A 22,991-nucleotide genomic window follows, 5' to 3' on the forward strand; every position below is an offset into this window, starting at 1 on the left:
ACTGTTTTAGACATAAATTGTTCACAATTGGTCGCTTTTATCAGATGTTAAACAAAGGAATTGACATGCTTGTATTGAATTTGTAAGCGTTATCATGTTCTATATTATTCTCATTATATCGTGAGGAGGCTGAACGCATGAAGATTGAAGAACTCCAGGCTGTAGTTCCCACATCCAACATGGGCCCGTATGAACAAGCTTACAACCGCTTTCAGTGGGAAGATGCAGAGCGTCATTTTACGTGGTATGAATCAGGCAAGGTGAACATGGCGCATGAAGCGATTGACCGGCATGTAGAGGAAGGGAGAGGCAGCAAAACGGCGTTGTTGTATTGTGACGCGAACCGCCATGAAGCCTACACCTTTTCTCAGTTGCGTGCCAGCTCCAACAGGTTTGGTAATGTGCTGCGTAAATACGGAATTGGCAAAGGGGAGCGGGTATTTATATTTATGCCGCGTTCACCTGAGCTGGTCATTAGTCTGCTTGGCATTTTGAAGGTAGGCGCAGTCGTCGGACCTTTATTTGAGGCATTTATGGAAACGGCGGTCAAGGATCGGCTAGAAGATAGCGGGGCGGTGGCGCTGGTGACCACGCCTGCACTTCTCGCGCGCGTACAGCGTGACCAACTTCCGGAGCTGCGGCATATTTTTGTGGTTGGCGACGTGGACGAACGGGAGCAGGGGATTATTGATTTTGAGACGGAAATGCTTGCGTCCTCCGAGGAACTTGAACCGGAATGGCTGAGTCGTGAGGATGGGTTGATTATTCATTACACGTCAGGCTCAACGGGCAAGCCTAAAGGCGTATATCATGTGCAAAACGCGATGATACAGCACTATTATACCGGAAAAATGGTGCTGGATCTGCGTGAAGATGATGTGTATTGGTGTACAGCCGATCCTGGTTGGGTTACCGGAACGTCATATGGCATTTTTGCCCCATGGCTGAATGGAGTAACAAATGTTATTCGTGGCGGTCGTTTTAGCCCCGAGGACTGGTATCGAACCATTGAGCGTCACGAGGTGACCGTATGGTATAGCGCTCCTACGGCGTTTCGGATGCTCATGAGCGCAGGGGAGGATATCGTTGACAAATATGATCTCGGAAGCCTGCGACATGTGCTGTCCGTCGGAGAGCCGCTGAATCCCGAGGTGGTGCGCTGGGGCTGGCAGGTATATAAGCAACGTATTCATGATACCTGGTGGATGACGGAAACGGGTGGCCAAATGATCTGTAATTACCCTGAGCTGCCGATTAAGCCCGGCTCGATGGGAAAGCCATTGCCTGGCATCCAGGCTGCTATTCTGGACGACAGGGGGCAAGTGCTGCCGCCTAACCGAATGGGGCATTTGGCGATACGTACGCCGTGGCCGTCTATGATGAACCGTATATGGAACAACCCGAACAAATTTCAGGAGTATTTCCGTTTTTCCGACTGGTATGTGTCCGGTGATTCTGCTTATATGGATGAGGACGGATACTTCTGGTTTCAGGGGCGAATTGATGATGTCATTAATTCGTCCGGGGAGCGAATTGGTCCTTTTGAGGTCGAGAGCAAGCTTCTGGAGCATCCCGCTGTAGCGGAGGCTGGAGTGATCGGAAAGCCGGATACCATACGGGGAGAGATCATTAAAGCTTTTATCTCACTCCGTGAAGGCTATACACCCTCCGAAGCTTTGCAGCAGGATATTTATCGCTTTGTCAAAGAAGGGCTGTCTGCCCATGCTGCACCACGTGAAATTGAGTTTAAGGAAAAGCTGCCCAAAACTCGTTCCGGTAAAATTATGAGACGTGTACTGAAAGCTTGGGAGCTTAATCTTCCTACAGGAGATTTGTCTACCATAGAGGATTGAAATGCTTTTTAAGAAAGATACAAAAAAGGGAGTCTCCAAAGCCGTGATGGCTAAGGGACTCCCTTTTTGTTGCTGTTGTGAGCTTTTATGGACGAACGGCTCCGGAAGGAGGTGATTCCCCCAAGGCATTCTTGGAAGTGATGCGGAACCAGCCCTTCGGTTTGCTGCCCGCTTTATATTGAAAGCTGGTGGATGCGGTGGAGCCGATATTTGCAAAAGGCTCCGCACCGCTTTCACTGTAGTACACGTTATAGCCTGTAATCGCGTCCTCAGGCTTTCCTGCACTCCATTGGAGCGCCACGGCTGAGCCTGCTGCTTTCGCTTGAGGCTGCCCAGGAGCGGTAGGAGTCTCCGTAGGCTGCGCACCTGTTCCATCTCCTTCACCCGGTACAACTGGATTCTCGGGATCAACAGGTGGCGTTACAGGAGCTGCACTTGCTTGGGGGCTTGGCCCTGACTCATGTCCGCCTACATCAACGGCGGTTACGTAGTAGCTGGAGCTGCTGCCACCCGGGCTGTCAGAGAACACTTTAGAGCCGTCAGCCATGACGACCTTGCCAAGCCGTTGGAAGCTGCCCCCATCCGTAGAACGATATAGGCGGTATCCTACGACGTCGCTGTTTCCACTTGGGCTAAAGCTGATCCTCGCTTTTCCGTCACTATAGCTTACGCTAACGTTAGACGGAGCACTAGGATCGGCTCCATCGTCTTTGCGCGGATCAATCTGGGTAGGAGCCGCCTTATCTGCATCCTGAGGCAGATAGTAGGACAATGAATTATGTCGTCTCATCACCGTAAAGGCTTGCTGGAGCTCTTTAATCAGCTCTGAAATCGGTTTTTCCCGTTTACTAACGGTCCGCTCGTTCAACATGTCATCCGGTGTGCCGTCCCGTGGAATGTAATTGACACCTTGATAGGTAATATATTTGGCACGAGTGACACCATTTTCACTGTTTTTGGGTGGATACTTACTGTTGTAAATATCCGAACCGTATGCGGACGCTGTTCTTGTTACAATACCGTCTGGTCGCTTGAAGCTGTTGGTTTGGAACAGATCCGGATCCTTGGCGGTCACTTCATTCATGATTTGCGCCCACAGGCGACGTGCCCGCTCTTTTTGTGCTTTCGTTTCAAGCTTATTGACAGGCTGCTTGTAACCAACCCATACACCCAGTGTGACGTCAGGCGTAAAGCCCTCGAACCATACATCGGTATAAGATTGTGTAGTACCTGTTTTACCAGCAATCGGAATCTTGCCAGCTTGATTGAAATTACGCTTCACGAGTCTGCCTGTACCTTCCGACACGACTGTACGCAGCATATCCGTCATCAGATAGGCGGTTTGTGGTGTAAAGGCTTGTACAGGATTAGGCTGATGCTTATAAACGATATTCCCTTGCGAGTCCACAATTTTTTCGATCATGTAGGCGTCATTAAATACACCGCCGTTTGGAATCGCACCATAAGCATTCGTCAGTTCCTCGACTGTGACCCCATGGGCCAAGCCGCCGAGTACACCCGTCTGGGCGTTGTTATCGCTTGGTTCCAAGGTGGTAATGCCTAGCTTCTTGACAAAATCCCAAGCTTTGCTGATACCCACTTTTTCGTTAAACAGCTTGAGTGCTACCGTATTTAGTGACTGATTCAAAGCATAACGGGCCGTAACAAGCCCCTGATAGCGGTTATTGGCGTTTTTCGGGATGTGATACCCATTGCTGCCATCCTTCAAAATAATAGGTGCATCATCTACGATGCTGCCTGGCTGCACAAGACCGCTATCCAATGCAGGAAGATAGGCGGCAATCGGCTTCATAGCCGATCCCGGCTGGCGTACCATCTGGGTAGCATAATTCATCTGTTCCTTTTGGAAATCCCGGCCTTCCATCATACCGAGAATCGCGCCTGTTTTGTGCTGGATAAGAATGGCGGCCGCTTGCTCGTCACCCTTGGTTTTACTTGTGGAAGAGAAATTATCCTTGTTTTCTGCAATTTGGCGCATCGACTTGTAGATACTTTTATCAATAGTGGTATATATCATATAACCACCTGTTCGAAGCTGTTGTTCAGCTTCTTTGAGTACGTCGTTATCATCCATAGTTTTGGCATCTGCACTGGCATTGGCCGCTTGACCCGGATTTGTGATTGACATAAGTGCCTGTGCCGCTTGCCGTTCCGTTTCCATCATAAGATACGGATACGTGTTGTAGGCTTTAACGGTGCGTGGAGCGAGCGACTTTTTGATATCAAAAGCCATCGCCTCATTATACTGTGCCTGATTGATTTTGTTCTCCTCTAGCATCCTGCTAAGTACCAGCTGCTGGCGGTTGATCGCCCTTTTAAAGCCGGACTCGTTAAATTCACCCTTACCGTTGTAAGCGGAATAAGAGGAAGGAAGCTGTGGTAGACCTGCCAGATAGGCGGCTTGAGCCACATTCAGCTTATTCAGATCATTCTCATTAAATATACCTTTGGCCGCTGCTTTGATCCCAAAGACGTTATAACCGCTTGATCCGTTACCAAAAGGTACTTTATTGAGATAGGCCGTAATAATTTGCTGCTTGCTCAGGAAGCGCTCAAGGCGCAGAGAGAGCAAAATTTCCTTGACCTTGCGGTCATCTGTGCGATCCAGATTCAGAAAGACGCGACGGGCGAGCTGCTGGGTTAGGGTGCTTCCCCCGGTTTGTACGGATTCATGCAGCGCTTTTTGTTTTATAGCCCGCAGCGTTCCCGACAGATCGACACCTTTATGCTCGTAAAAATGGTTATCTTCAATGGCAATGACTGCGTTAATAACGAGTTGCGGAATCTCCTTAAACGTGACAGGACGCCGATCTTCTTCTGTCCGGAGCTGTCCGATAGGGGAGCCATCATTGAAATAAGCGAAGCCTGTAATTGCATTTTTGTCTACTTCCTGTTCAATCATGGATCTGGAGCGCACAGGCTCGCTTTTCACAATAGAGGCTACATAGCCGGCTGCGGCTCCTCCTGCAAACAGCGCTCCCATAAAACCGATGATGACGACCCACTTTATGACACGGCCGAGCCTTCGCATGTATGTCCATAAGCGGGAAGGCTTTGGCTCTGACACATTGTTTTTTTCTTCAACCATTAAGTCTTCCTCCTTTATAACAGCCATTATTATAGCATAAAATTACAAAATGAACCCATATGCTAAAAAGCCTGTCTTTTGGTGTCGTTGACTCTATAAAAGTGGTGTGGTATAAATAGGTCAAAGTAAATATCGTGAAAAGCAGAGAAAGACTTCAGTAGAAGGTGGAATCACGTTGTACAGAGAGCCGATGGGTGGTGCGAATCGGTAACGACCCTCCTTTGAATTACCGTCTGGAGCTGTCTGGATGAATGGTAGAGCTTTTGCAGATTTGCGAAGCTGACTATAGTAATCCAGTACCGGGTGTAGGCCCGTTATAGGAATGAAGTGAAAGAAACACTTGTCTTTGGCATACGTTTCTTTAATTAGGGTGGTAACGCGAGCAGCTCCTTCTCGTCCCTTGGGATGAAAGGGGCTTTTTGGTTTGTTTAATATGTAATATTTTGGATAAAAACAGGAGGTATACAGGATGAAGTGGGAAGAGTTGAAGCTTGAACAGCGGGTAGAGGTAGAACGCCAATTAAATGTGATTCAACGTGGTGTGGCAGAAATTGTACCGGAGGACGAGCTGAAGCGTAAGCTTATTAAATCGGTCATTAGCGGTGAGCCGCTTCAAATTAAATTAGGACTTGACCCATCGGCGCCGGACATTCACATTGGGCATACGGTCGTTATGCATAAGCTACGCCAGTTTCAGGAGCTTGGTCATCAGGTACAACTTATCATCGGTGATTTTACGGGCAAGATTGGTGATCCGACAGGCAAATCGGAAACTCGTAAGCAACTGAGCGAGGAAGATGTCCAGCGCAATGCTCAGACGTATAAGGAGCAGATATTCAAAATTCTGGACCCCGAAAAAACAAAGGTATACTACAATTCCCATTGGTTGGCGCCCATGTCTTTTGCGGATGTGGTAACTCTGGCCGCTAAAGTAACTGTCGCACGTATGCTGGAACGGGATGACTTTACGAAAAGATACCAAAACGGCTTGCCGATCAGCATCCATGAATTTTTCTACCCGTTGATGCAAGGGATGGATTCCGTGGAACTCCGAAGCGACATTGAGCTGGGCGGTACAGATCAAAAGTTCAATTTGCTGATGGGCAGAACTCTGCAAAAGGAATACGGAGTGGAGCCACAGGCCACCATTACGTTGCCACTGCTTGAAGGGCTGGATGGCGTGCAGAAGATGAGCAAAAGTCTGGGCAATTACATTGGTGTCGATGAGGAGCCGAACGAAATCTATGGAAAATCCATGTCGGTTCCTGATGAACTGATGCTTAAATATTTTGAGCTGGCAACAGATTTGAACAATGAGGAACTGGCTGAGCTCGCGGAAGGTATTAAGAACGGTTCAGTGCATCCGCGTGACGCCAAAATGAAGCTGGCCGGAACGTTGGTACGCATGTACCACGGTAAGGAAGCGAAGGAAGCAGCGAAGCAGCATTTTGTGACTGTATTTCAGCAACGAGCGCTGCCTGACGATATTGAAGAGTTCACTTTGACGGAGGATCATTTGGAAGATGGCGGCATCCGTGTCATCCAATTGCTGACTCAATTGGGATTTGCGGCTTCTAACGGTGAAGCCAAACGCAGTATTCAGCAGGGCTCGGTCAAAATTAACGAAGAGAAATGGACCGATGTTAACGAAGCATACACGCCGCAGGAAGGCGATATTGTGCAGGTTGGTAAACGGAAGTTCGCCAAAATCAAGCTGGGCTGATAAAAATGTGAGACACATGACGGGAGTGAGGTAGCCCTGGGTTTATTTGAACGTAGGGAAGGACCGGATTTTGAAATCACCGATGTAATGAATTCTTCCTTTCCCGATTTGGATATCAAGGTATATATACCAATCGAATAAAATGTTGCAAGCAACACGCAACAGTAACACGAAAAAAGCACCCGAACGAAGTTCGGGTGCTTTTCGGTGCTATCACAAGGATTAGCGGTTGTAGAATTCGACGATTTGTTTTTCGTCGATATCTTGGGACAATTCGCCGCGCTCAGGCAAACGGATGTATTTGCCTTCCAGAGCTGCGTCATTGTACTCCAGGTAAGCTACCAAGTGGTTGCGGTTTTCCAAAGCTTCTTTGATGGAAGACAGGGAACGACTTCTTTCGCGAAGACCGATCACGTCACCCAGGCTTACTTGGTAAGAAGCGATGTCAACTTTTTTACCGTTCACAGTAACGTGACCGTGTGCTACCAATTGACGTGCGCCTGCACGGGAGTTAGCAAAGCCAAGACGGAACACGAGGTTGTCCAGGCGGCTTTCCAGCAAGAACATGAAGTTCTCACCAGCGATACCGTGCATGTGTTGAGCTTTGTTGAACAGAGTGCGGAATTGTTTTTCACCCAAGCCGTACATGTGACGCAGCTTTTGTTTTTCTTGAAGCTGCATACCGTAGTTGCTGATTTTTCTCCGTTGGTTTGCACCATGTTGTCCCGGAGGGAAAGGGCGTTTCAATTCTTTACCTGTGCCGCTCAGGGAAATTCCCAGACGACGGCTCAATTTAAATTTAGGACCAGTGTAACGTGCCATTATAGAGTTAACTCCTTCATAATTAAAATTTGAGTTGGGGCTCTCTTTGCGCTCCAATTTGTTCGGCGCTACCTATCAAGGTGATGCGCACTACTGACAGAAAAGTTCAGCCGCTGTCCTGTCAGCAACAAATAAGATGAGGGTGACACAAACTGTTACGCCCAAAATTTAAGATCCGCACAGTAGATAGTTCTGCCGTACAGTCTTTTTCATTAATATATACTATATGTAATGATGGGTCAATGTCAAGAAGAGAAAAAGAATGAAAACGTCAAAATTTGTCGATAGGGCTTTAGAACTAAAAAAGTGGGACGAATTTCTGGAAAATGGATGCATATTTCTGTAGTTAAGAGTAAAATAGATCATATTATAAGCTATAGTGGTGTATAGCCGCTGTCTTGGTACAGCTAATTTTGCTGTGAAGGAGCGCCTTAATATGTCGGACTTTTCAACAACGGATCAGCAAACGCTTGACGGTAAAACAGCCCAGGCTAGCGATGCCCCGCTGTTTGATGATAAAGGGTATACGTCTTTTGCCTGGCTGCAAAACATGGATATGACACCTTTTGATTTCCCCTATATTAATCAGCTTCTTGTCCAAGGGTATCGAAACTGGTTGCAGCAGAGCAATGGCATATCGTGGGTTAATGAAGAACATACCGCCGTTTTTAATTTTACAGGTGTTCGCGTTGCAGGTAGGGAAGAGGATAATGACGAGGATTTGGAGCTGATCGAACGTTGCTGCTTGTCCAGAGAAATGGAAATAAGCCAATGCAAACTTCGGGACGGAAGCCTTGCATTTGTGTACATGGTTCCTGTATTTTGCCGCAATTATAAGGGTGAGGCTTTTGCTGCTCTTCGTTTTACACTGCCTGCTCAACATTCTGTTCCTGAGCAGGATGCATTATTGGCGGCAGCTTTGCATTTTAGATCCTGCTTTTATACGAGATTTGAGTATATATTTATGGAAGACATCCTCGGGATGAAGAACCGGAGCGACCGCGAAGGCAGGCGACGCTCTATTTTATTTCAGATTGTAAAGCGGATGCATGACAAGATTGATGTTGAAGGCGTGCTGGACGAGGTATTTGGCAGCATAGCTTACTTGTTTCCGCATGTGGATATCACGTTATATATGAGCCAGGATCGTCACAGTCGTAATCCACAGGTCAAACCTTTGTTGTTGCACGAGCGGGACGAGGATGTATGTGTGCGTGCATTTATGAAAGGTCAAATGGCTGTAAATGAGCCTGTAGGCACAGAAGGAGAAATGACCGAAATTGGCATTCCTTTACGTGGCAAGCAAGGAGTATATGGTGTATTCCATATGATTCTTCCATCAGGTGCCGAAAGCATGAAGGAAGTGGATGTGGAGCTGATCGCCATGATGGCAGACACAGCCGGCACCGCATTTGAAAATGCAAAGCTGTTGGAGCAATCCAATGTGCTCATCCATGAGTTGCGCCTCATTAATGAACTCGTTCAGCGCTTGAATCAAAGCCTTAAACTGAATGAAATATTCGAGTTTGCTGTGCAGGAATTATTGAAAATGTTCTTGGCTGACTTTTGTTGTATTGTGCAACTCGATCAGGAGGGAAATTGCTTTAAGGTCACGTCAAGCAACGTAGAAAGTTTGAGTCTGCATAGTTACTCTGATGAGGATGGGGTTGCAGGGCTGATACGCAGAACAGGAGAGCCTCTCATCGTGTCGGATTACAGAAAGGAAGGGAAGATATCCTCCAGTTTTATGGATATGACCGACTCCCTTTCTTTGATGGCGGTACCTATGAAAACCAGCGGTACGCCGAGAGGGGCTATTTTATTGTCCAGTAAGCTCCCTCACTTTTTTTCGTACGATAATTACAAAATGCTGCAAATGCTGGCGCCCCATATCGGTTTGGCTGTAACAAATGCCATGCTGCATGCTGAGGTACGGCGTCTGGCCAATATGGACATGTTAACGGGTTTGTATGTACGTCATTATGTGGACAAAGTAATTCAGAGGCATCAGGAGAAAGATTTTTGCGGATCTCTTATTCTGGTGGACATTGATCAGTTCAAACAGGTGAATGATACATACGGGCATCAGACAGGTGACCGAATATTGAAAAGCGTCAGCGATATTGTTCGTTCGGCGACTCGCAGTGAGGATGTATGTGCTAGATGGGGCGGCGAGGAACTGGCGATCTATTTGCCGCAGCTTGGTGTGCAGCAGGCGTTGGAATATGCGGAAAAAATCCGTTATCGCATAGAACATGAGACCCAGCCACAGGTGACCGTCTCCTGTGGAATTGCCGAATGGAATTGGCTGGATAAGCAGATTAGTATTGAATCTTTATTTTACAGGGCAGATATGGCTCTGTATGAGGCGAAAAATGAAGGGCGCAACCGGATTGTTATTGATCATGTCAGTAATTCATAGAGAATGTTCCTAATGGAATATTCTCTTTTTTGTGCTGTGCATAACCTTTTGTAGACAGGAAACCCTAATCGTAGCTATAAAAATAACAAACTCAGACGTGTGTGGCGCATAAGCGTCACTAGAATGGTAAGTACACAGGTAATGGTTATTTCAGGACATGATGGGTGGAGAACTGGATGCGTTGGAGAAGAGAATGGGTTATGCTAGTTTGTATATTGCTGGTGATGTGCTCGTTGAGTGGATGTACACTGACAGAACAGCAAAATGCGCCGGAGCAGATTTTTAAAAGAGCCGTTGCAGGAGTAGCGGGCAAAGAAATATTAACGTTCAAAGGACAAGCTGGTGTCATAACCAAAAACGGTCTGCTGACGAACAAACAATTTGCATATCATGGAAAAGTGAGCAATCACGATGAACTGACCATGCATTGGGGTTCTGCGTCGGCTTTTAACAAACAGTCAAGCTATGCTGCACTCGAACAAGGCGTATTCGGGGATGGGGTAACACAGGAGCGTTTTCTTCGTCTGGATGGAAAATGGATTGCGGTGACGCCTGAACGTATAGCTATGAATGGAGTAGGGATGTTAAATCGTTTTAATCCGCTTCAGGAGCTGGAGGAACTGAATGCACTGAATAAGACCGTTCGTATGGAGGCTGGGGCAGCGCGGGGAACCTGGGTAGTGAGGATTGAGCCGGAGCCTGCATCCGCAAAGCGATGGTTGAAAGAGCGTTTAATGAAAGAAATGAATGCCATAAATCCTCAACTCTTGCAAGCGAAAATGAAGTATGACGGGACAAATCGAGAGCTACAGCAAAAATTGAATCGAATATGGGCGCAGAGTTGCGAGGATATGAGTAGCCAATTAGAACATTCTGATGTGCAGGCTGTGTATCATCTGACGATAGACCGCCAAACAGGTCTGCCCCTGAAGTTGTCGTCGGAATGCCGAATTGCCCGGCAGGAGGCAATCGGAGAGGAGCATGAGGAAGCTCTGATTACCAGAGTTGCTTTTGAGGGCTACAAGTAACAGGGCGGGCATGATACAATGGATTTGGAATTAACCGTTGTTCAAAAAGAATGAAATAGAGAAGGAGAGACAACAAATGAAAGATCCCAGAATACTTAAACTGGCAGAAAATCTGGTAGGTTACTCTGTTGAGGTACAGCCGGGTGAGAACGTGCTGGTTGAAATGATCGGTACAGAGCGTGACCTGCTTAACGCCATTATTCATGAGGTGGGCAAAAAAGGTGGCAACGTTTTCGTTCAGCTTACTGATCGTAAGGTCCAGAGCGCCATGCTTCGCCATGCGACAAAGGAAATGGTGCAAACCTGGGCTGAAATAGACCTTAATCGGATGAAACAAATGCATTGCTACATTGGGATTCGCGCTGGTGAAAATGTCAATGATCTGTCAGACGTACCGGAAGACAAGATGAAATTGTATAATTCGATTTATCAGCATGCGGTACATAGCGAGCAGCGGGTGAAGCATACGAAATGGGTTGTATTGCGTTATCCGAATGACAGCATGGCGCAGTTAGCGAATACGAGCACAGAGGCGTTCGAGGATTTTTATTTCAATGTGTGCAATCTGGATTACGCGAAAATGGATAAGGCACAGGATGCGTTGGCAGACCTGATGAACCGGACGGACAAGGTGCGGATTAGCGGACCGGGCACGGATCTGAATTTCTCTATTAAGCAAATCGGTGCCATCAAATGCTCCGGTCAATGCAATATCCCGGATGGCGAAGTATATAGCGCACCCGTGCGAGATTCTGTCAACGGAACCATTAGCTATAATGCACAAACATTGTACAATGGTATCACTTTTGAAAATGTAAAATTCCGCTTTGAGAATGGTAAAATTGTAGAAGCAACGAGTAATGATACAAAGCGGCTGAACGATATTTTGGATTCTGACGAGGGAGCACGCTATATTGGGGAGTTTGCGATTGGGTTCAATCCGTATATTTTGCATCCGATGAAGGATATTCTGTTTGATGAAAAAATTGCAGGCAGCTTGCATTTTACGCCGGGTCAGGCTTATGAAACAGCAGACAACGGCAACCGTTCTTCGATCCATTGGGATTTGGTCTTGATTCAGCGTCCGGAATATGGCGGCGGCGAAATTTATTTTGACGATGTTCTAATCCGCAAAGACGGCATATTTTTACTTCCTGAGCTGGAGCCGTTAAATCCTGAGAATTTAAAATAACGATATCTCTTCTTGCTGAGAAAGCGATTTCAATGTATTATAATGGATGAGTAAAGATACATGATAATCCAGTAAAGCGAGGGATCTCTATGTCTAATAATAATGCGGCTGTTGTTGAAATTGCACAGACAGCGAGCAAGTTTACTTCTTCCATCGTCCTTCATTCCGAAAGTAAGTATATTGATGTGAAAAGTATACTTGGCTTGTTTACGACATTGGTCAGCAACCACAGCTATGAGCTTCATGTTCACGGACCTGACGCAGAGGAAGCCAAGAAAGCGATGACTGAAGTGTTCCAGAAGCATGGGCTACACATAACGGTAGCCTCCTGACTATATTCTTGGATCAAAAGCATCCCTACCTGTAACTGTAGGGATGCTTTTTTTGTCAGGTTCTTGTATTAGCCTGCAATTTGGTCTAATATTAACGATAGGACGTCTTGTGCGACATTGAGACATAGGGGGGAAGAATCCATGACTTCATCTGATTTGCAGGAACAATTGAACATCAGGGCCATTAATCTGCTTCAGGACGACGCAGATAAAATAAAGAAGCTTATTGAAGTACAGATGGAGAATCTGGCAACCCGTTATTGCCCTCTCTATGAGGAAGTGCTGGATACTCAGATGTACGGATTTTCCAAGGAAGTGGATTTTGCGGTTCGCGCCGGCCTTCTTCCGGAAATGGTAGGTAAACAGCTGGTCAGTGAGCTGGAACGCAATCTGGCTATTCTATATGAGGCCATGAACAATAAGGCCAATTAGGAAGACGGTTTTAATTGATGAGAGCATGCGAGTCTGAGAGCATGCTTTTTTTGATGCTTTTACATAATGCAATGGGACAGAGCCAACCTACCTTGAAAGGTCTACACGAGGAAGAAAGATACGCCTAACAGAACATACACAACCAGCAGCATTAATCCCTCATACCAGTTGGTTGAGCCGTCTTGGGTAATAGACTTGGCGATAAATACAGCGACGGCAATGGCGACCAGCTCAATCGTGGTGAAAACGATATTCATCGTACTTCCCATGAAGTAGCTGATGAAAATCAGCACAGGTGCAACGAATAGCGCAATTTGCAGACTACTGCCGACTGCGATTTCGACAGATGCGCCGATTTTGTTTTTCATCGCCAGCAAAATGGCCGCGCTGTGCTCAGCTGCATTACCGATAATGGCAACGAGGAATGCACCCACGAACAATTCGCTGAGTCCGAACTGGGTCGTGAATACCTCCAGTGTTCCTACAAGCCATTCGCTGACAAAGGCGACCATAACGGTAGCGATTACCAGGTAAGTGATGGATTTGTTTCTGGACCACACAGGGGCGTGCTCATGCGGCAGTTCCTCGTCCTGTTGTTCAGTAACGTCAGATAAATAGTCTTTATGTGTAATCATGGAAAAAATAAGCCACGCAATATAAGCCACAATCAGTGTGCCTGCTACAATGAGACTGAGTGTATCCGATTCACTATCCGTAATGACATGCGTATTCAGAAATACAGCTGGAACAAACAGGGCAATGACCGCCACAATCATCAGTGAACCGCTTAAGCCAGCCAGTGATACATTAAAATTTTGTACTTTGTATTTCAACCCACCGGCGAACAGGCTTGCTCCAAGCACTAGCAGCAAATTGCCGATGATCGAGCCGGTCAGACTCGCCTTCACCATATCGTAAAGACCTTCTTTGACGAGAAAGATGGCAATGATCAGTTCGGCTGCGTTGCCGAAAGTGGCATTCAAAAATCCGCCCAGACGTTGGCCTGCATAATGGGCTACGCTTTCGGTGGCTCTGCCGAGAAACCCGGCTACGAACACGACAGAGATTGCGCAAATGACGAATTGAGCGATCGCGTTCCAATGTGCGTAATGAGCGACTGCGCTAAGGGCAAAGGTCGCTACCAGCAAGCTGGGAGATAACCATTTTTTCAATGTAGTGCACCTCGATATCAAAGGATATGTACAAGTTTGGTGAATGCTGTCACTTGTATGGATTTTCTAAATTAATATACCCAAATGGATATAGGTTGTAAACGAAAGTTGTTTTTCCTACGTAAGGTTTGCAATTGCAGTGGCTGAGGCTTTACAATACAAATAAAGGATGGATGAAGGGGGACATAGGTCATGGCAGAGCAAATTCAACAACTGGAAGCAGGAAACATCAAGATTTCCAACGATGTCGTAGGTAAAATTGCGGGGATGGCTGCACTGGAGACGCCCGGCATTGCTGCAATGTCAGGTGGCTTATCTGAAGGCTGGGCCAAAAGGCTGAGTGGTAAAAATGTGCAAAAAGGCGTATCAGTGGAGGTTGGACAGTTGGAAGCTGCCATTGATCTTCGTATTATTGTACTCTACGAAACACCGATCCATGAGGTGTCCCGGATTCTTCAGCAAAATGTGCGAGAAGCTGTCGAAAGCATGACAGGTTTGCGGGTTGTGGAAGTGAACGTAAAAGTAGAGGGTGTCGCTTTCAAGGACGATGCAGTGTAAAAAAGACAAGGCGGGTCATCGACGTTTTCCGCCAGCTTTATACATGCAGGGAATTTCCCCGCGAGGATACAAATAAAACACAAAAACTGGCGGTTTCAGGATCGCCAGTTTTTGTTTGCAAATAAGCTGGATCGTATATCGCCAGATTGAACGCATCTATATACGTATACAAAAGAACTTCCAAGACCACCGTCGCCGGCGATCGGGAAGTTCTTTTTTTAACGGGAACGGTTGGCTCTACGAGTTTGAAAACGGTTAGGCACTTCGGTCCGAACTGCTACTCCTGTAGTACGTTCCTGTACTGCCTGTCTGGTGTTTTCGCGGGAGATGCTGAGCATGATTCCGATGGAGAACATCGTGACGAGAAGGGATGATCCACCAAAACTGATAAAAGGAAGCGTAACCCCGGTGATCGGAATAGTCTGGGTTACACCGCCGATATTAATGAACGCCTGAATGGCGATCAGGCCCATAATACCTGTACCCACCAACGTCCCAAACGGATCATGGCAACGCAAGGCGATAAGCATCCCTCGCCAAATAAAATACAGATACAGCATCAGAAATATGGCTGTTCCGATGAATCCAAATTCTTCACCAATTACGGAAAAAATAAAGTCATTAAAAGAGTTAGGCAAATAGTGAAGCTTGATAATGCCCTTGCCAAATCCAGACCCACTTATTCCGCCTTCCCCTATAGCTTGCAAGGACTGCACCAGATTATATCCGACTCCCTGTTTATATTTCATGGGATTGAGGAAGGCTTGAAAACGTCCGATTTTGTAATCTTGTTGGGCTATGGCTTGTCCATCTGTAGCTCCAGAATTTCCTCCAAACAACGACCCAATACCAAAAACGATGGAAGCACCTAACACGAGCAGAGCGATTGATGCCGTAATATGCTTGATACTGGCTCCCCCTGCATAAATAATCAGGCCGCTGGTGGCTACCAAAATAAAGCAGGAGCCGAAATCAGGTTGTAGCATGATGAGCCCTGCAACAAAACCTACAATGACGGTTACAGGTATGTAGCCAGCTCGCAAATCTCTAAACCGGTCCCCTTTTTTGACGATCAGTGCAGATAAATACAGGATAATGGAGATTTTCGCAAGCTCGGTTGGCTGGAATCCAACACTACCAAACCTGAGCCAGCTTTTTGCGCCGTTAAGAGAGCCTGTAAAAAGAACGATGACCAGCAGTAAAACCGTAATGAAAAATAAAGGTACAAATAGCTTTTTATATTTTTCCATCTTAATGTTCATTGCAATCAACATAATGAAAAGTCCAAGTATAGCAAATGACGCTTGGCGCTTCACAAAATATAAAGAGTCAAAATTGGTTTCTTTATTCAGCAGAGCTACGCTGGAGCTGGCGCTAAATACCATGATTACGCCGAATCCAACCAGCAACAAGGTGAGGATCAGCAATTGGAAATCCGGTGTGCCTCTTTTTCGAGTCTCCGGTTTCGTATTTCTCATATCAGCTTCCCCCGGTATTCGCCGCAAGTTACCTCGCAGGCGTTTATCATTATTATTTTATCGTCTATCCATTTAATCATAGTATTTTTGGAGGGCTTCTGCAACCTCCATACAGCAACGGATATCGCAACAATTCCATATCTGCTACAATAGAATACAAAATAAGGTTTGAGAGCGTGGCACATACGTTGTGAAGCTGCAAGATTTATCGGGAAGCTGCCCAGTGTTTTAAAAGGAGAGGTGGAGCAATATGACACAACATGGGACAGATAAGAGCTGGTTTGACCAGCTACAGGAACATATGGTGGAGTGGCGCAGATATTTACATAAAAATCCTGAAATCTCTTTTCAGGAAAGCAAAACCGCAGCCTTTGTAGCGGACAAGCTGGAGAACTGGGGGATTGAGGTTCGCCGTCACGTAGGAGGGCACGGTGTTGTCGGTACCATTCGTAGTTCCAAGCCCGGGCCTGTTGTGAAGCTGCGCGCCGATATGGATGCTCTCCCCATTCAGGATGAGAAAGAATGCGAATATCGTTCCAGCATAGACGGGGCCATGCATGCATGCGGACATGACGGGCATACGTCCGTTTTGCTCGGAACGGCTTACTATTTTAGTCTGCATCGGGATGAGCTGGAAGGAGAAATACGGTTCTTGTTCCAGCCTGCGGAGGAATTGTTGCCCGGTGGCGCGGTCCATGTACTGAAGGATGGTGTGCTGGAAGGTGTAGACGTTATTTACGGCATCCATCTGTGGACACCGTTCCCGGTCGGAACGGCTGCGAGTTGCGCAGGGCCGTTGATGGCGGCGGCGGACGATTTTTATATTGAAATCACGGGTAAGGGTGGTCATGGCGGTATGCCTCAGTCTACCCATGATAGTGTGGTAGCGGGTTCAGCTCTTGTTATGCAACTGCAAAGCATCGTGAGCCGTTCAGTGGACCCTTTGCGGCCTGCTGTGCTGACGGTGGGAACAATTCAAGCGGGAGCTGCGCAAAATGTGATTGCGGAAACATGCCGCCTGAGCGGGACGATCCGTACGTTTGACGAGGAAACGCGGACGGTGATGAAGGATCGGCTGCATGCGGTTACGGAGCATACAGCGGCAACTTACGGAACAACAGCCAATATTCGTTATATTATGGGGTACCCGCCTGTGGTAAATGATGCACACGAAGCTTCGCGTTTCTTTAAGGAAGCAGGATCCGTTTTCGGTGAGGGAAAAGTTCAGGAAGCGTCGAAGCTGATGCCTGCCGAAGATTTTGCTTATTATCTGGAACGTGTGCCTGGCTGCTTCATGTTCGTGGGAGCAGGTAACCCTGCTAAAGGAGCCATTTATCCGCATCACCACCCTAAGTTTGATTTTGACGAGGACGCGATGATTAAGGCGGTTCGTTTGTTTATTGCGATGTCTACCGGATATGCAGCGGAGCGAAAAATAGAAAATTCCAGCCGCTGACAGCTAACGTGAGCTGAAACTGTACGAGCTGATTTGGTGTATGAGCAGAATGAAATGGGGTACCCTACTCTTGAAAAGGAGGGAGTACCCATGAAAAAGGTTCAGGAAGTTATGACTGAAAAATGTGTAACGGTTACCCCGCAAGACAATATTTATGAAATTGCGCTCAAAATGAAGGACAACGACACCGGTTTTATCCCGGTTGTGGAGAGTGAAGGCAGTGACAAGCTCATCGGTGTGGTAACGGACCGTGACCTTGTCGTTCGCGGTTATGCGGCTAAGCATTCCGGCTCTAGTTCGGTCGACACAGTGATGACAACAGGCATCCGTACAGCTCAAGCCGACATGTCGGTGGATCAGGCAGCCGAGCTGATGGCGGAGCAGCAAATCCGCCGTCTGCCGGTAACGGAGGGGGATCGTTTGATCGGGATTGTTTCGATTGGCGATCTGGCTGTACGTAATATTTTTGCAGACAACGCTGGAGAGGCGCTTAGCCATATTTCCGAGCAGGTTCACTAGGTAAAAAAGCAAGGATAGGCCTGGATGACAAGGAGTTCAACCCGTATATGGGTTGGACTTCTTGTTATTCTGGTTGATCTGCGAATAAACGGACAAACTGTTTGTTATAAATAGAACTTAAGATGATGTGCTATAGATTGACAGGAGGTAATTATGAATCCGGATCACCCTTGTATTGTACAACGCGATTTTACCGTTTTGCTGGAAACCGGCCTGCCCGCTTCAGAGCATGCACGTTCACAGTTGCAGGTCTATGCGGAGCTGGTTAAAAGCCCATCCGCTTTTCATACATATCACATCACTCCCTTGTCCCTGTGGAATGCGGCCGCCCTTGGGTGGAGTGCCGCCGATGTTCAACATAGTCTACAATCCATGTCCCGTTGGGAAATTCCCCGTGAATTGTTAAAGGATATTGAACAGCTCGTCGCCCGTTACGGGACGCTTACGCTGTCACGGGCGAAAGTGGAAGAAAAGGGCCGTTACAGCATACATACTGCTGATCTGAACAGTATTGAGCAGGATACAACTATAGGCATGGAGCTGGATACAGCTCATAGCTGTACAGCAGCTGAACGCTTGATATTGACAGCGGACAGCCCGGCTTTACTGGATGAACTGCTGCTCAAGCACGATCTTGAGCAGCTTGGTTTGCTTCGTGACAGTGAAGTGACCGTGTCGGTTCCGCCAGAAAATCGGGGCCTGCTCAAGCAGGAACTGACACGACTTGGATTCCCGGTCATGGATACGGCAGGCTATCTTGAGGGGAATCAGCTTCGTTTTTCTCTAGGTCAGGGACAAACGGAGATGAAGCTTCGTGATTATCAAGCGGAGGCAGCCGAGGCGTTTGAAGGGGCTGACGGTCTGGGTGGCAGCGGTGTGCTTGTGCTTCCGTGTGGAGCGGGAAAAACCGTGATTGGTATGGCGGTGATGGAGCGGCTCCAGTGCGAGGTGCTTATTTTAACCTCTAATACCACATCTGTTCGACAATGGATTGAGGAATTGAAGCTGAAGACGGATATTCCAGTTGATTCCATTGGAGAATACAGTGGACAGAAAAAGGAAGTTCGTCCGATTACGGCGGCAACCTATCAGATTTTAACACATCGACGTACTAAAGATGGAGAATTTGAGCATATGAAGCTGCTGAGCGAGCGCAAATGGGGGCTAATTGTATATGATGAGGTGCATTTGCTGCCCGCGCCGGTATTTCGAGCAACGGCGGATATCCAGGCCACCCGTCGTTTGGGATTGACCGCGACGCTGGTTCGGGAGGACGGGTGTGAGCGGGATGTGTTCTCCTTGATCGGACCTAAACGGTACGACATGCCGTGGAAGGTGCTGGAGCGACAGGGCTGGATCGCCCAGGTCGATTGTGTGGAGCTGCGGCTTCCCATGTCGGCTGCGCTTCTGGAGCGTAGTATGCGTGCTGAAGGCAGACAGCAGTACCGGATTGCCGCCGAAAATCCGGCCAAGCTGGAAGCGGTGCGAAGCCTGATGCAGCAGCACAAGGGCTTGCCCACGCTTATTATTGGGCAATATTTGGATCAATTGCGTATGTTGGCGCAGGAGCTGAGCGTGCCGTTAATAACCGGGTCTATGAGCCAGGCTGAACGGGTGCGGTGGTTCGATGCGTTCCGCAACGGCACAATTCGGACCCTGCTGGTGTCCAAGGTGGCGAACTTTGCTGTGGATTTGCCGGATGCGGCTGTAGCTATAGAGGTATCGGGCAGCTTTGGCTCCCGTCAGGAGGAGGCACAGCGGCTTGGCCGTATTTTGCGACCGAAGTCTGGTGAAAATAAGGCTTATTTTTATGCGCTGGTGACGGAAAACAGTAAGGAGACGGATTTTGCAGCCCGCCGTCAGCTGTTTCTGATTGAGCAGGGCTATGAATATGCGATTCGCAGATTCAGTTTGGGGGAGGTTATCAGGAACCTGAATGATGAGGCTGAAGCTGGTGGAAAGAAAAGGGAGGCGTGATCAAGGATGGGCGTAACGGACACGGAAGGTGGCTGGAAGGAGCTTGCATCGGATGAGCTGTTGGTATTACGTCGATGCTTTATCCAATACGCGGGACAGCCCATGAAGGAAGAAGAGCCATTGCGGCTTACCAGGGGAGCATTGAGCGGAGCCGAAACGAAACTGGCACTGCACGGACTGCGCGACCGGGGCTGGCTGGAGGCGGTTACCAAATCGTGGGGCGAACGAATGTTATATATTCCGGTTTATCGGCTGTCGGATCTGTACGAAATGCTGTTGGAGCAAAGTCAAAGTACGATGAAAGCGATGGGTACAGATCAACCGCTGACGGTGCATGAAGCGATGACGGGACTGGAAGCGGAGCTGCTACATGTGTTGTCCCGTATTGCAGTGCAGGGAGTACCTTTGACAGCGAAAGGGACCATTCATAAACGGTCGCTGCAAAAGTTAAACGAGTTGACTCCCTTTCATCCAGAAGATTTGACTGGGCTTGGGCTTCAATATGCGCACGCCGAGCTGTATCCGGTACAAACGGTGGTGGTGATGGACTTGCTGCTCAGCCTGGGCTTGCTGGTGAAGGAAGCTGTTTCTTTTCATATTCAGGAAGCCGGGCTGGTAGCTTGGGTTCAATTGTCCGCTTGGCAAATGCGCAAGCATATTCTTGTCACAATCATGGAAAGGTACGGTAAGGCCGAAGCGTCAATGCAGCATTTTCGTTATGTGCTGTGCGTTGCCTCCACTCATGCGGGACCTGAAGGCTGGATACCTATCGGGCCGTTGCTCCAATGGATGACTCAGACGGGACTGATTACGAAGGAGAGTCTGAGTAAAGAGGATATGAAAAGTAGTGATCCTTTGGAGTGCAATACAGTCTCTGATTTCAACTTTAACGGACAATACATAGATATGGTTAAGGGATGGCTGACCGCACTGACCGCCTTTGGAATGGGTGATTGGGGGCTGACCGCGTCGGGAGAACTGTGTTTTCGCTGGAACGTACCAGTGCTGGATATGCTTCGTTCCGATGATGAGAAGGATGCGGTTCAGGAGCCAGGTACCTTTTATGTACAGCCGGATTTTGAAATATTGGTGCCGCCGGATGTAGCTTATGATGTGCGCTGGAAGCTGGAATGCTTCTGCGAACGTGTAACGGGGGATCGGATGGTGGTATACCGGATCACCCGAGACAGTGTTACAGAGGCGATTGAGCTGGGGATGGAGGCCAAAGCTATTCCTGCTCTTTTGGACAAATTTAGCCGTACAGGCGTGCCTGACCATGTACGCATGGCAGTGGAGCAGTGGGCAGGGGATGTGGGACGGACAGCGTTTGCAACGGTAACACTTCTGCGCTGTGGTGCCCGAGAGGACGCAGACACTGCTGCAAGTCACCCCGGACTGGCTGGATTGCTTGAACGGATTGGTGAAAGGGACTTTATTATTCCGGCACGTTCGGCTGCCCAAATCCGCAGGACACTTGCTACGATTGGGCTAAGTCCGCGCCGGGAGCTGGAGGGGGTGGACGAGCCGGTTCACCGTTATCCACTGGTTGGCGAAACGTTAATAGACTCAACTCAGGAATGGCCGATATTTTCTCAAGAGGGAAGGGCGGGTTTGGTTTATACGGGGCGAACGTTGCATTTTTATGAACGGGAGAAAACACTACCTGACCCATCCGATTATTTTCCAGAGAAATCGGCAGTACCCGCGTCATGGACGAAAGAATGGAGAAGCTACCATGCATCCACCGCCCGACAGCTCATGGAACAGGCGATTCGCTGGCAAGCGGCGGTAGGACTGCGAATCGGTGAAAAAGAGGTCAAATGGATACCAGAAGCGGTGGCTCCCGGTGAGCCGTGGAGTGTGACTGGCTGGTATGCTACCGGAATGGACGGTGAGACGTTGCCCCGCACGACTTTACAGCCGGGGGAATGGTCGGACATGCGTCTGCTGGTTCCTTTTACATAGAAGAGCCAGGATGTGCATGAAACTCCTTCTTCTCAAAAGAAGGATGTGGTATGATAAATGAGTCTACTTTACCAGTAGAACTTTATATAAAGTGAGATGAACATTCATGAGCGTAGCCGAATTGAATACGGTCAATATGGCAGAAGTGCTTATTAACGCCTATGAATTGGGCGATATGGTCAACCGGTCCTTTGAGGTATCGGATTATTTATATTGGAAACAGCGTGTGGAATTGAATCCGTCGATTCAGGCGTGTGTGCGCAAGCTGAATGCCAAAAAGGAGCTGTTCGCGGAAACAGAACGCTTTGGGCATTTTCACCCAAACTTTCATGAAGCGAAGGATGCAGTGCAGCTCGTTGAACTGGAGCTTGAACAATTTCAGGAGGTTCAGGAGTTCAAACGGGCAGAAAGGGCGTTGGATGATATGCTCCATGCCATGTCCGAAACGATTGCTTATTCTGTGTCCGACACCATTAAGGTGCCGAGCAATGATCCGAATGTGAAAAAGGGTGGCTGCGGTAGCGGAGGCAAGTGCTCCTGCGGATAGGCCATAGGGATGATATCGAATGGAGGGGAGATGAAGCGAATGTTTGCCGAGCGGACAGGGTACATCATTTGGGTAAGCGATATCAAGGCTGCCCGCAATTTGGAGAAATACGGGAATGTCCACTATATTTCGAGGCGTATGCATTATGTTGTCATTTACATGAATGCGGATCGGGCAGAGGATACCGTTAAAAATATTCGCAGGCTTTCCTATGTACGCAAGGTCGAACGCTCCTTCCGAAATGAGATAAGGACGGAGTATAACGACGATAAGGAAAAATTAAAAGAGTATGAAATATAATTTTTAAAGGTGTTATTTTTCAAGTTTTATTAAAAAGTCAGCCTATGGGCTGGCTTTTTTTTATCAAGTCAGGACTTTTGCATAATAGCCTTAATGCTGATAGACC

General features: G+C 47.8%; 18 protein-coding genes, 1 pseudogene and 1 other annotated feature. Of the genes and pseudogenes, 15 read left to right on the forward strand and 4 right to left on the reverse strand.

Going from position 1 to position 22,991, the window contains the following annotated elements; translation table 11 throughout:
* The first annotated feature begins 137 nt into the window (after positions 1-137).
* Positions 138-1,853: an acetate--CoA ligase gene (gene acsA / locus ACIFQM_RS11745; RefSeq protein ID WP_430042113.1), complete on the forward strand. Its 1,716-nt coding sequence runs from the start codon at positions 138-140 to the stop codon at positions 1,851-1,853.
* Between the two features lie 85 nt (positions 1,854-1,938).
* Here the strand turns inward: acsA and ACIFQM_RS11750 are convergent, their stop codons facing one another.
* A complete protein-coding gene (locus tag ACIFQM_RS11750) occupies positions 1,939-4,962 on the reverse strand; it encodes a transglycosylase domain-containing protein (RefSeq protein WP_430042114.1) in 3,024 nt (1,007 codons plus the stop codon).
* 135 nt (positions 4,963-5,097) lie between these two features.
* Positions 5,098-5,366, forward strand: a binding site (T-box leader).
* Positions 5,367-5,431: 65 nt separating this feature from the next.
* Here ACIFQM_RS11750 and tyrS point away from each other — a divergent pair.
* Both tyrS and ACIFQM_RS11760 read left to right on the forward strand, forming a co-directional pair.
* Complete coding sequence (gene tyrS / locus ACIFQM_RS11755) at positions 5,432-6,685, forward strand: tyrosine--tRNA ligase (protein WP_430045903.1); 1,254 nt, start codon at positions 5,432-5,434, stop codon at positions 6,683-6,685.
* Between the two features lie 45 nt (positions 6,686-6,730).
* Positions 6,731-6,826, forward strand: a pseudogene (locus tag ACIFQM_RS11760) (AraC family transcriptional regulator); the annotation flags it as partial.
* A gap of 81 nt (positions 6,827-6,907) precedes the next feature.
* Here the strand turns inward: ACIFQM_RS11760 and rpsD are convergent.
* Positions 6,908-7,507 carry a 30S ribosomal protein S4 gene (rpsD, locus tag ACIFQM_RS11765; RefSeq protein WP_134913596.1) on the reverse strand — a complete coding sequence of 200 codons (600 nt, stop codon included), beginning with the start codon at positions 7,505-7,507 and terminating at the stop codon, positions 6,908-6,910.
* A 436-nt stretch (positions 7,508-7,943) separates the two neighbouring features.
* On the opposite strand from rpsD, the gene ACIFQM_RS11770 reads away from it, so the two are divergent.
* From ACIFQM_RS11770 to ACIFQM_RS11790, 5 genes are all read left to right on the forward strand, one after another.
* Entirely contained in the window at positions 7,944-9,929 is a 1,986-nt protein-coding gene (locus ACIFQM_RS11770) for a sensor domain-containing diguanylate cyclase (RefSeq protein ID WP_430042118.1), read from the forward strand.
* Between the two features lie 176 nt (positions 9,930-10,105).
* Positions 10,106-10,957, forward strand: coding sequence for a hypothetical protein (locus tag ACIFQM_RS11775; protein WP_430042120.1), 852 nt, complete (start codon positions 10,106-10,108; stop codon positions 10,955-10,957).
* 76 nt (positions 10,958-11,033) lie between these two features.
* On the forward strand, positions 11,034-12,149 hold the full coding sequence (locus tag ACIFQM_RS11780) for an aminopeptidase (RefSeq protein ID WP_025684244.1): 1,116 nt from the start codon (positions 11,034-11,036) through the stop codon (positions 12,147-12,149).
* Between the two features lie 89 nt (positions 12,150-12,238).
* Positions 12,239-12,481: an HPr family phosphocarrier protein gene (locus tag ACIFQM_RS11785; RefSeq protein ID WP_430042123.1), complete on the forward strand. Its 243-nt coding sequence runs from the start codon at positions 12,239-12,241 to the stop codon at positions 12,479-12,481.
* A 141-nt stretch (positions 12,482-12,622) separates the two neighbouring features.
* On the forward strand, positions 12,623-12,913 hold the full coding sequence (locus tag ACIFQM_RS11790) for a YlaN family protein (protein ID WP_014282319.1): 291 nt from the start codon (positions 12,623-12,625) through the stop codon (positions 12,911-12,913).
* Between the two features lie 101 nt (positions 12,914-13,014).
* On the opposite strand, the gene cax is transcribed toward ACIFQM_RS11790, so the two are convergent.
* On the reverse strand, positions 13,015-14,085 hold the full coding sequence (gene cax / locus ACIFQM_RS11795) for a calcium/proton exchanger (RefSeq protein ID WP_430042125.1): 1,071 nt from the start codon (positions 14,083-14,085) through the stop codon (positions 13,015-13,017).
* A 192-nt stretch (positions 14,086-14,277) separates the two neighbouring features.
* Between cax and ACIFQM_RS11800 the strand changes: the two genes are divergently transcribed.
* Positions 14,278-14,643, forward strand: a complete 366-nt coding sequence (locus ACIFQM_RS11800) for an Asp23/Gls24 family envelope stress response protein (RefSeq protein ID WP_013310912.1) — start codon at positions 14,278-14,280, stop codon at positions 14,641-14,643.
* 218 nt (positions 14,644-14,861) lie between these two features.
* On the opposite strand, the gene ACIFQM_RS11805 is transcribed toward ACIFQM_RS11800, so the two are convergent.
* The gene (locus ACIFQM_RS11805; protein ID WP_430042127.1) at positions 14,862-16,121 is read right to left on the reverse strand and encodes an FtsW/RodA/SpoVE family cell cycle protein; all 1,260 of its coding nucleotides are present in this window, start codon (positions 16,119-16,121) and stop codon (positions 14,862-14,864) included.
* A gap of 250 nt (positions 16,122-16,371) precedes the next feature.
* Here ACIFQM_RS11805 and ACIFQM_RS11810 point away from each other — a divergent pair, with 250 nt between their 5' ends.
* The 6 genes from ACIFQM_RS11810 (at position 16,372) to ACIFQM_RS11835 (ending at position 22,885) form a co-directional block, all read left to right on the forward strand.
* Positions 16,372-17,577, forward strand: coding sequence for a M20 metallopeptidase family protein (locus ACIFQM_RS11810; protein ID WP_430065613.1), 1,206 nt, complete (start codon positions 16,372-16,374; stop codon positions 17,575-17,577).
* Between the two features lie 90 nt (positions 17,578-17,667).
* The gene (locus ACIFQM_RS11815; protein WP_014282315.1) at positions 17,668-18,096 is read left to right on the forward strand and encodes a CBS domain-containing protein; all 429 of its coding nucleotides are present in this window, start codon (positions 17,668-17,670) and stop codon (positions 18,094-18,096) included.
* A 153-nt stretch (positions 18,097-18,249) separates the two neighbouring features.
* A complete protein-coding gene (locus ACIFQM_RS11820) occupies positions 18,250-20,073 on the forward strand; it encodes a DNA repair helicase XPB (protein ID WP_430045907.1) in 1,824 nt (607 codons plus the stop codon).
* 6 nt (positions 20,074-20,079) lie between these two features.
* Positions 20,080-22,038, forward strand: coding sequence for a helicase-associated domain-containing protein (locus ACIFQM_RS11825; protein ID WP_430042133.1), 1,959 nt, complete (start codon positions 20,080-20,082; stop codon positions 22,036-22,038).
* A 106-nt stretch (positions 22,039-22,144) separates the two neighbouring features.
* Positions 22,145-22,585: a YlbF family regulator gene (locus ACIFQM_RS11830; RefSeq protein WP_430042135.1), complete on the forward strand. Its 441-nt coding sequence runs from the start codon at positions 22,145-22,147 to the stop codon at positions 22,583-22,585.
* 39 nt (positions 22,586-22,624) lie between these two features.
* Positions 22,625-22,885 (forward strand): YlbG family protein, encoded by a 261-nt coding sequence (locus tag ACIFQM_RS11835; RefSeq protein WP_014282311.1) that lies wholly within the window; start codon positions 22,625-22,627, stop codon positions 22,883-22,885.
* Positions 22,886-22,991 lie beyond the last annotated feature (106 nt).

This window comes from Paenibacillus sp. NRS-1782 (assembly GCF_050467685.1).
In the GTDB taxonomy this organism is placed as follows: domain Bacteria; phylum Bacillota; class Bacilli; order Paenibacillales; family Paenibacillaceae; genus Paenibacillus; species Paenibacillus terrae_A.

Coding starts and splice junctions, on each gene's coding strand:
- acsA (WP_430042113.1), top strand. CDS start 138: ATGAAGATTGAAGAACTCCAGGCTGTAGTTCCCACATCCAACATGGGC.
- ACIFQM_RS11750 (WP_430042114.1), bottom strand. CDS start 4,962: ATGGTTGAAGAAAAAAACAATGTGTCAGAGCCAAAGCCTTCCCGCTTA.
- tyrS (WP_430045903.1), top strand. CDS start 5,432: ATGAAGTGGGAAGAGTTGAAGCTTGAACAGCGGGTAGAGGTAGAACGC.
- rpsD (WP_134913596.1), bottom strand. CDS start 7,507: ATGGCACGTTACACTGGTCCTAAATTTAAATTGAGCCGTCGTCTGGGA.
- ACIFQM_RS11770 (WP_430042118.1), top strand. CDS start 7,944: ATGTCGGACTTTTCAACAACGGATCAGCAAACGCTTGACGGTAAAACA.
- ACIFQM_RS11775 (WP_430042120.1), top strand. CDS start 10,106: ATGCGTTGGAGAAGAGAATGGGTTATGCTAGTTTGTATATTGCTGGTG.
- ACIFQM_RS11780 (WP_025684244.1), top strand. CDS start 11,034: ATGAAAGATCCCAGAATACTTAAACTGGCAGAAAATCTGGTAGGTTAC.
- ACIFQM_RS11785 (WP_430042123.1), top strand. CDS start 12,239: ATGTCTAATAATAATGCGGCTGTTGTTGAAATTGCACAGACAGCGAGC.
- ACIFQM_RS11790 (WP_014282319.1), top strand. CDS start 12,623: ATGACTTCATCTGATTTGCAGGAACAATTGAACATCAGGGCCATTAAT.
- ACIFQM_RS11800 (WP_013310912.1), top strand. CDS start 14,278: ATGGCAGAGCAAATTCAACAACTGGAAGCAGGAAACATCAAGATTTCC.
- ACIFQM_RS11805 (WP_430042127.1), bottom strand. CDS start 16,121: ATGAGAAATACGAAACCGGAGACTCGAAAAAGAGGCACACCGGATTTC.
- ACIFQM_RS11810 (WP_430065613.1), top strand. CDS start 16,372: ATGACACAACATGGGACAGATAAGAGCTGGTTTGACCAGCTACAGGAA.
- ACIFQM_RS11815 (WP_014282315.1), top strand. CDS start 17,668: ATGAAAAAGGTTCAGGAAGTTATGACTGAAAAATGTGTAACGGTTACC.
- ACIFQM_RS11820 (WP_430045907.1), top strand. CDS start 18,250: ATGAATCCGGATCACCCTTGTATTGTACAACGCGATTTTACCGTTTTG.
- ACIFQM_RS11825 (WP_430042133.1), top strand. CDS start 20,080: ATGGGCGTAACGGACACGGAAGGTGGCTGGAAGGAGCTTGCATCGGAT.
- ACIFQM_RS11830 (WP_430042135.1), top strand. CDS start 22,145: ATGAGCGTAGCCGAATTGAATACGGTCAATATGGCAGAAGTGCTTATT.
- ACIFQM_RS11835 (WP_014282311.1), top strand. CDS start 22,625: ATGTTTGCCGAGCGGACAGGGTACATCATTTGGGTAAGCGATATCAAG.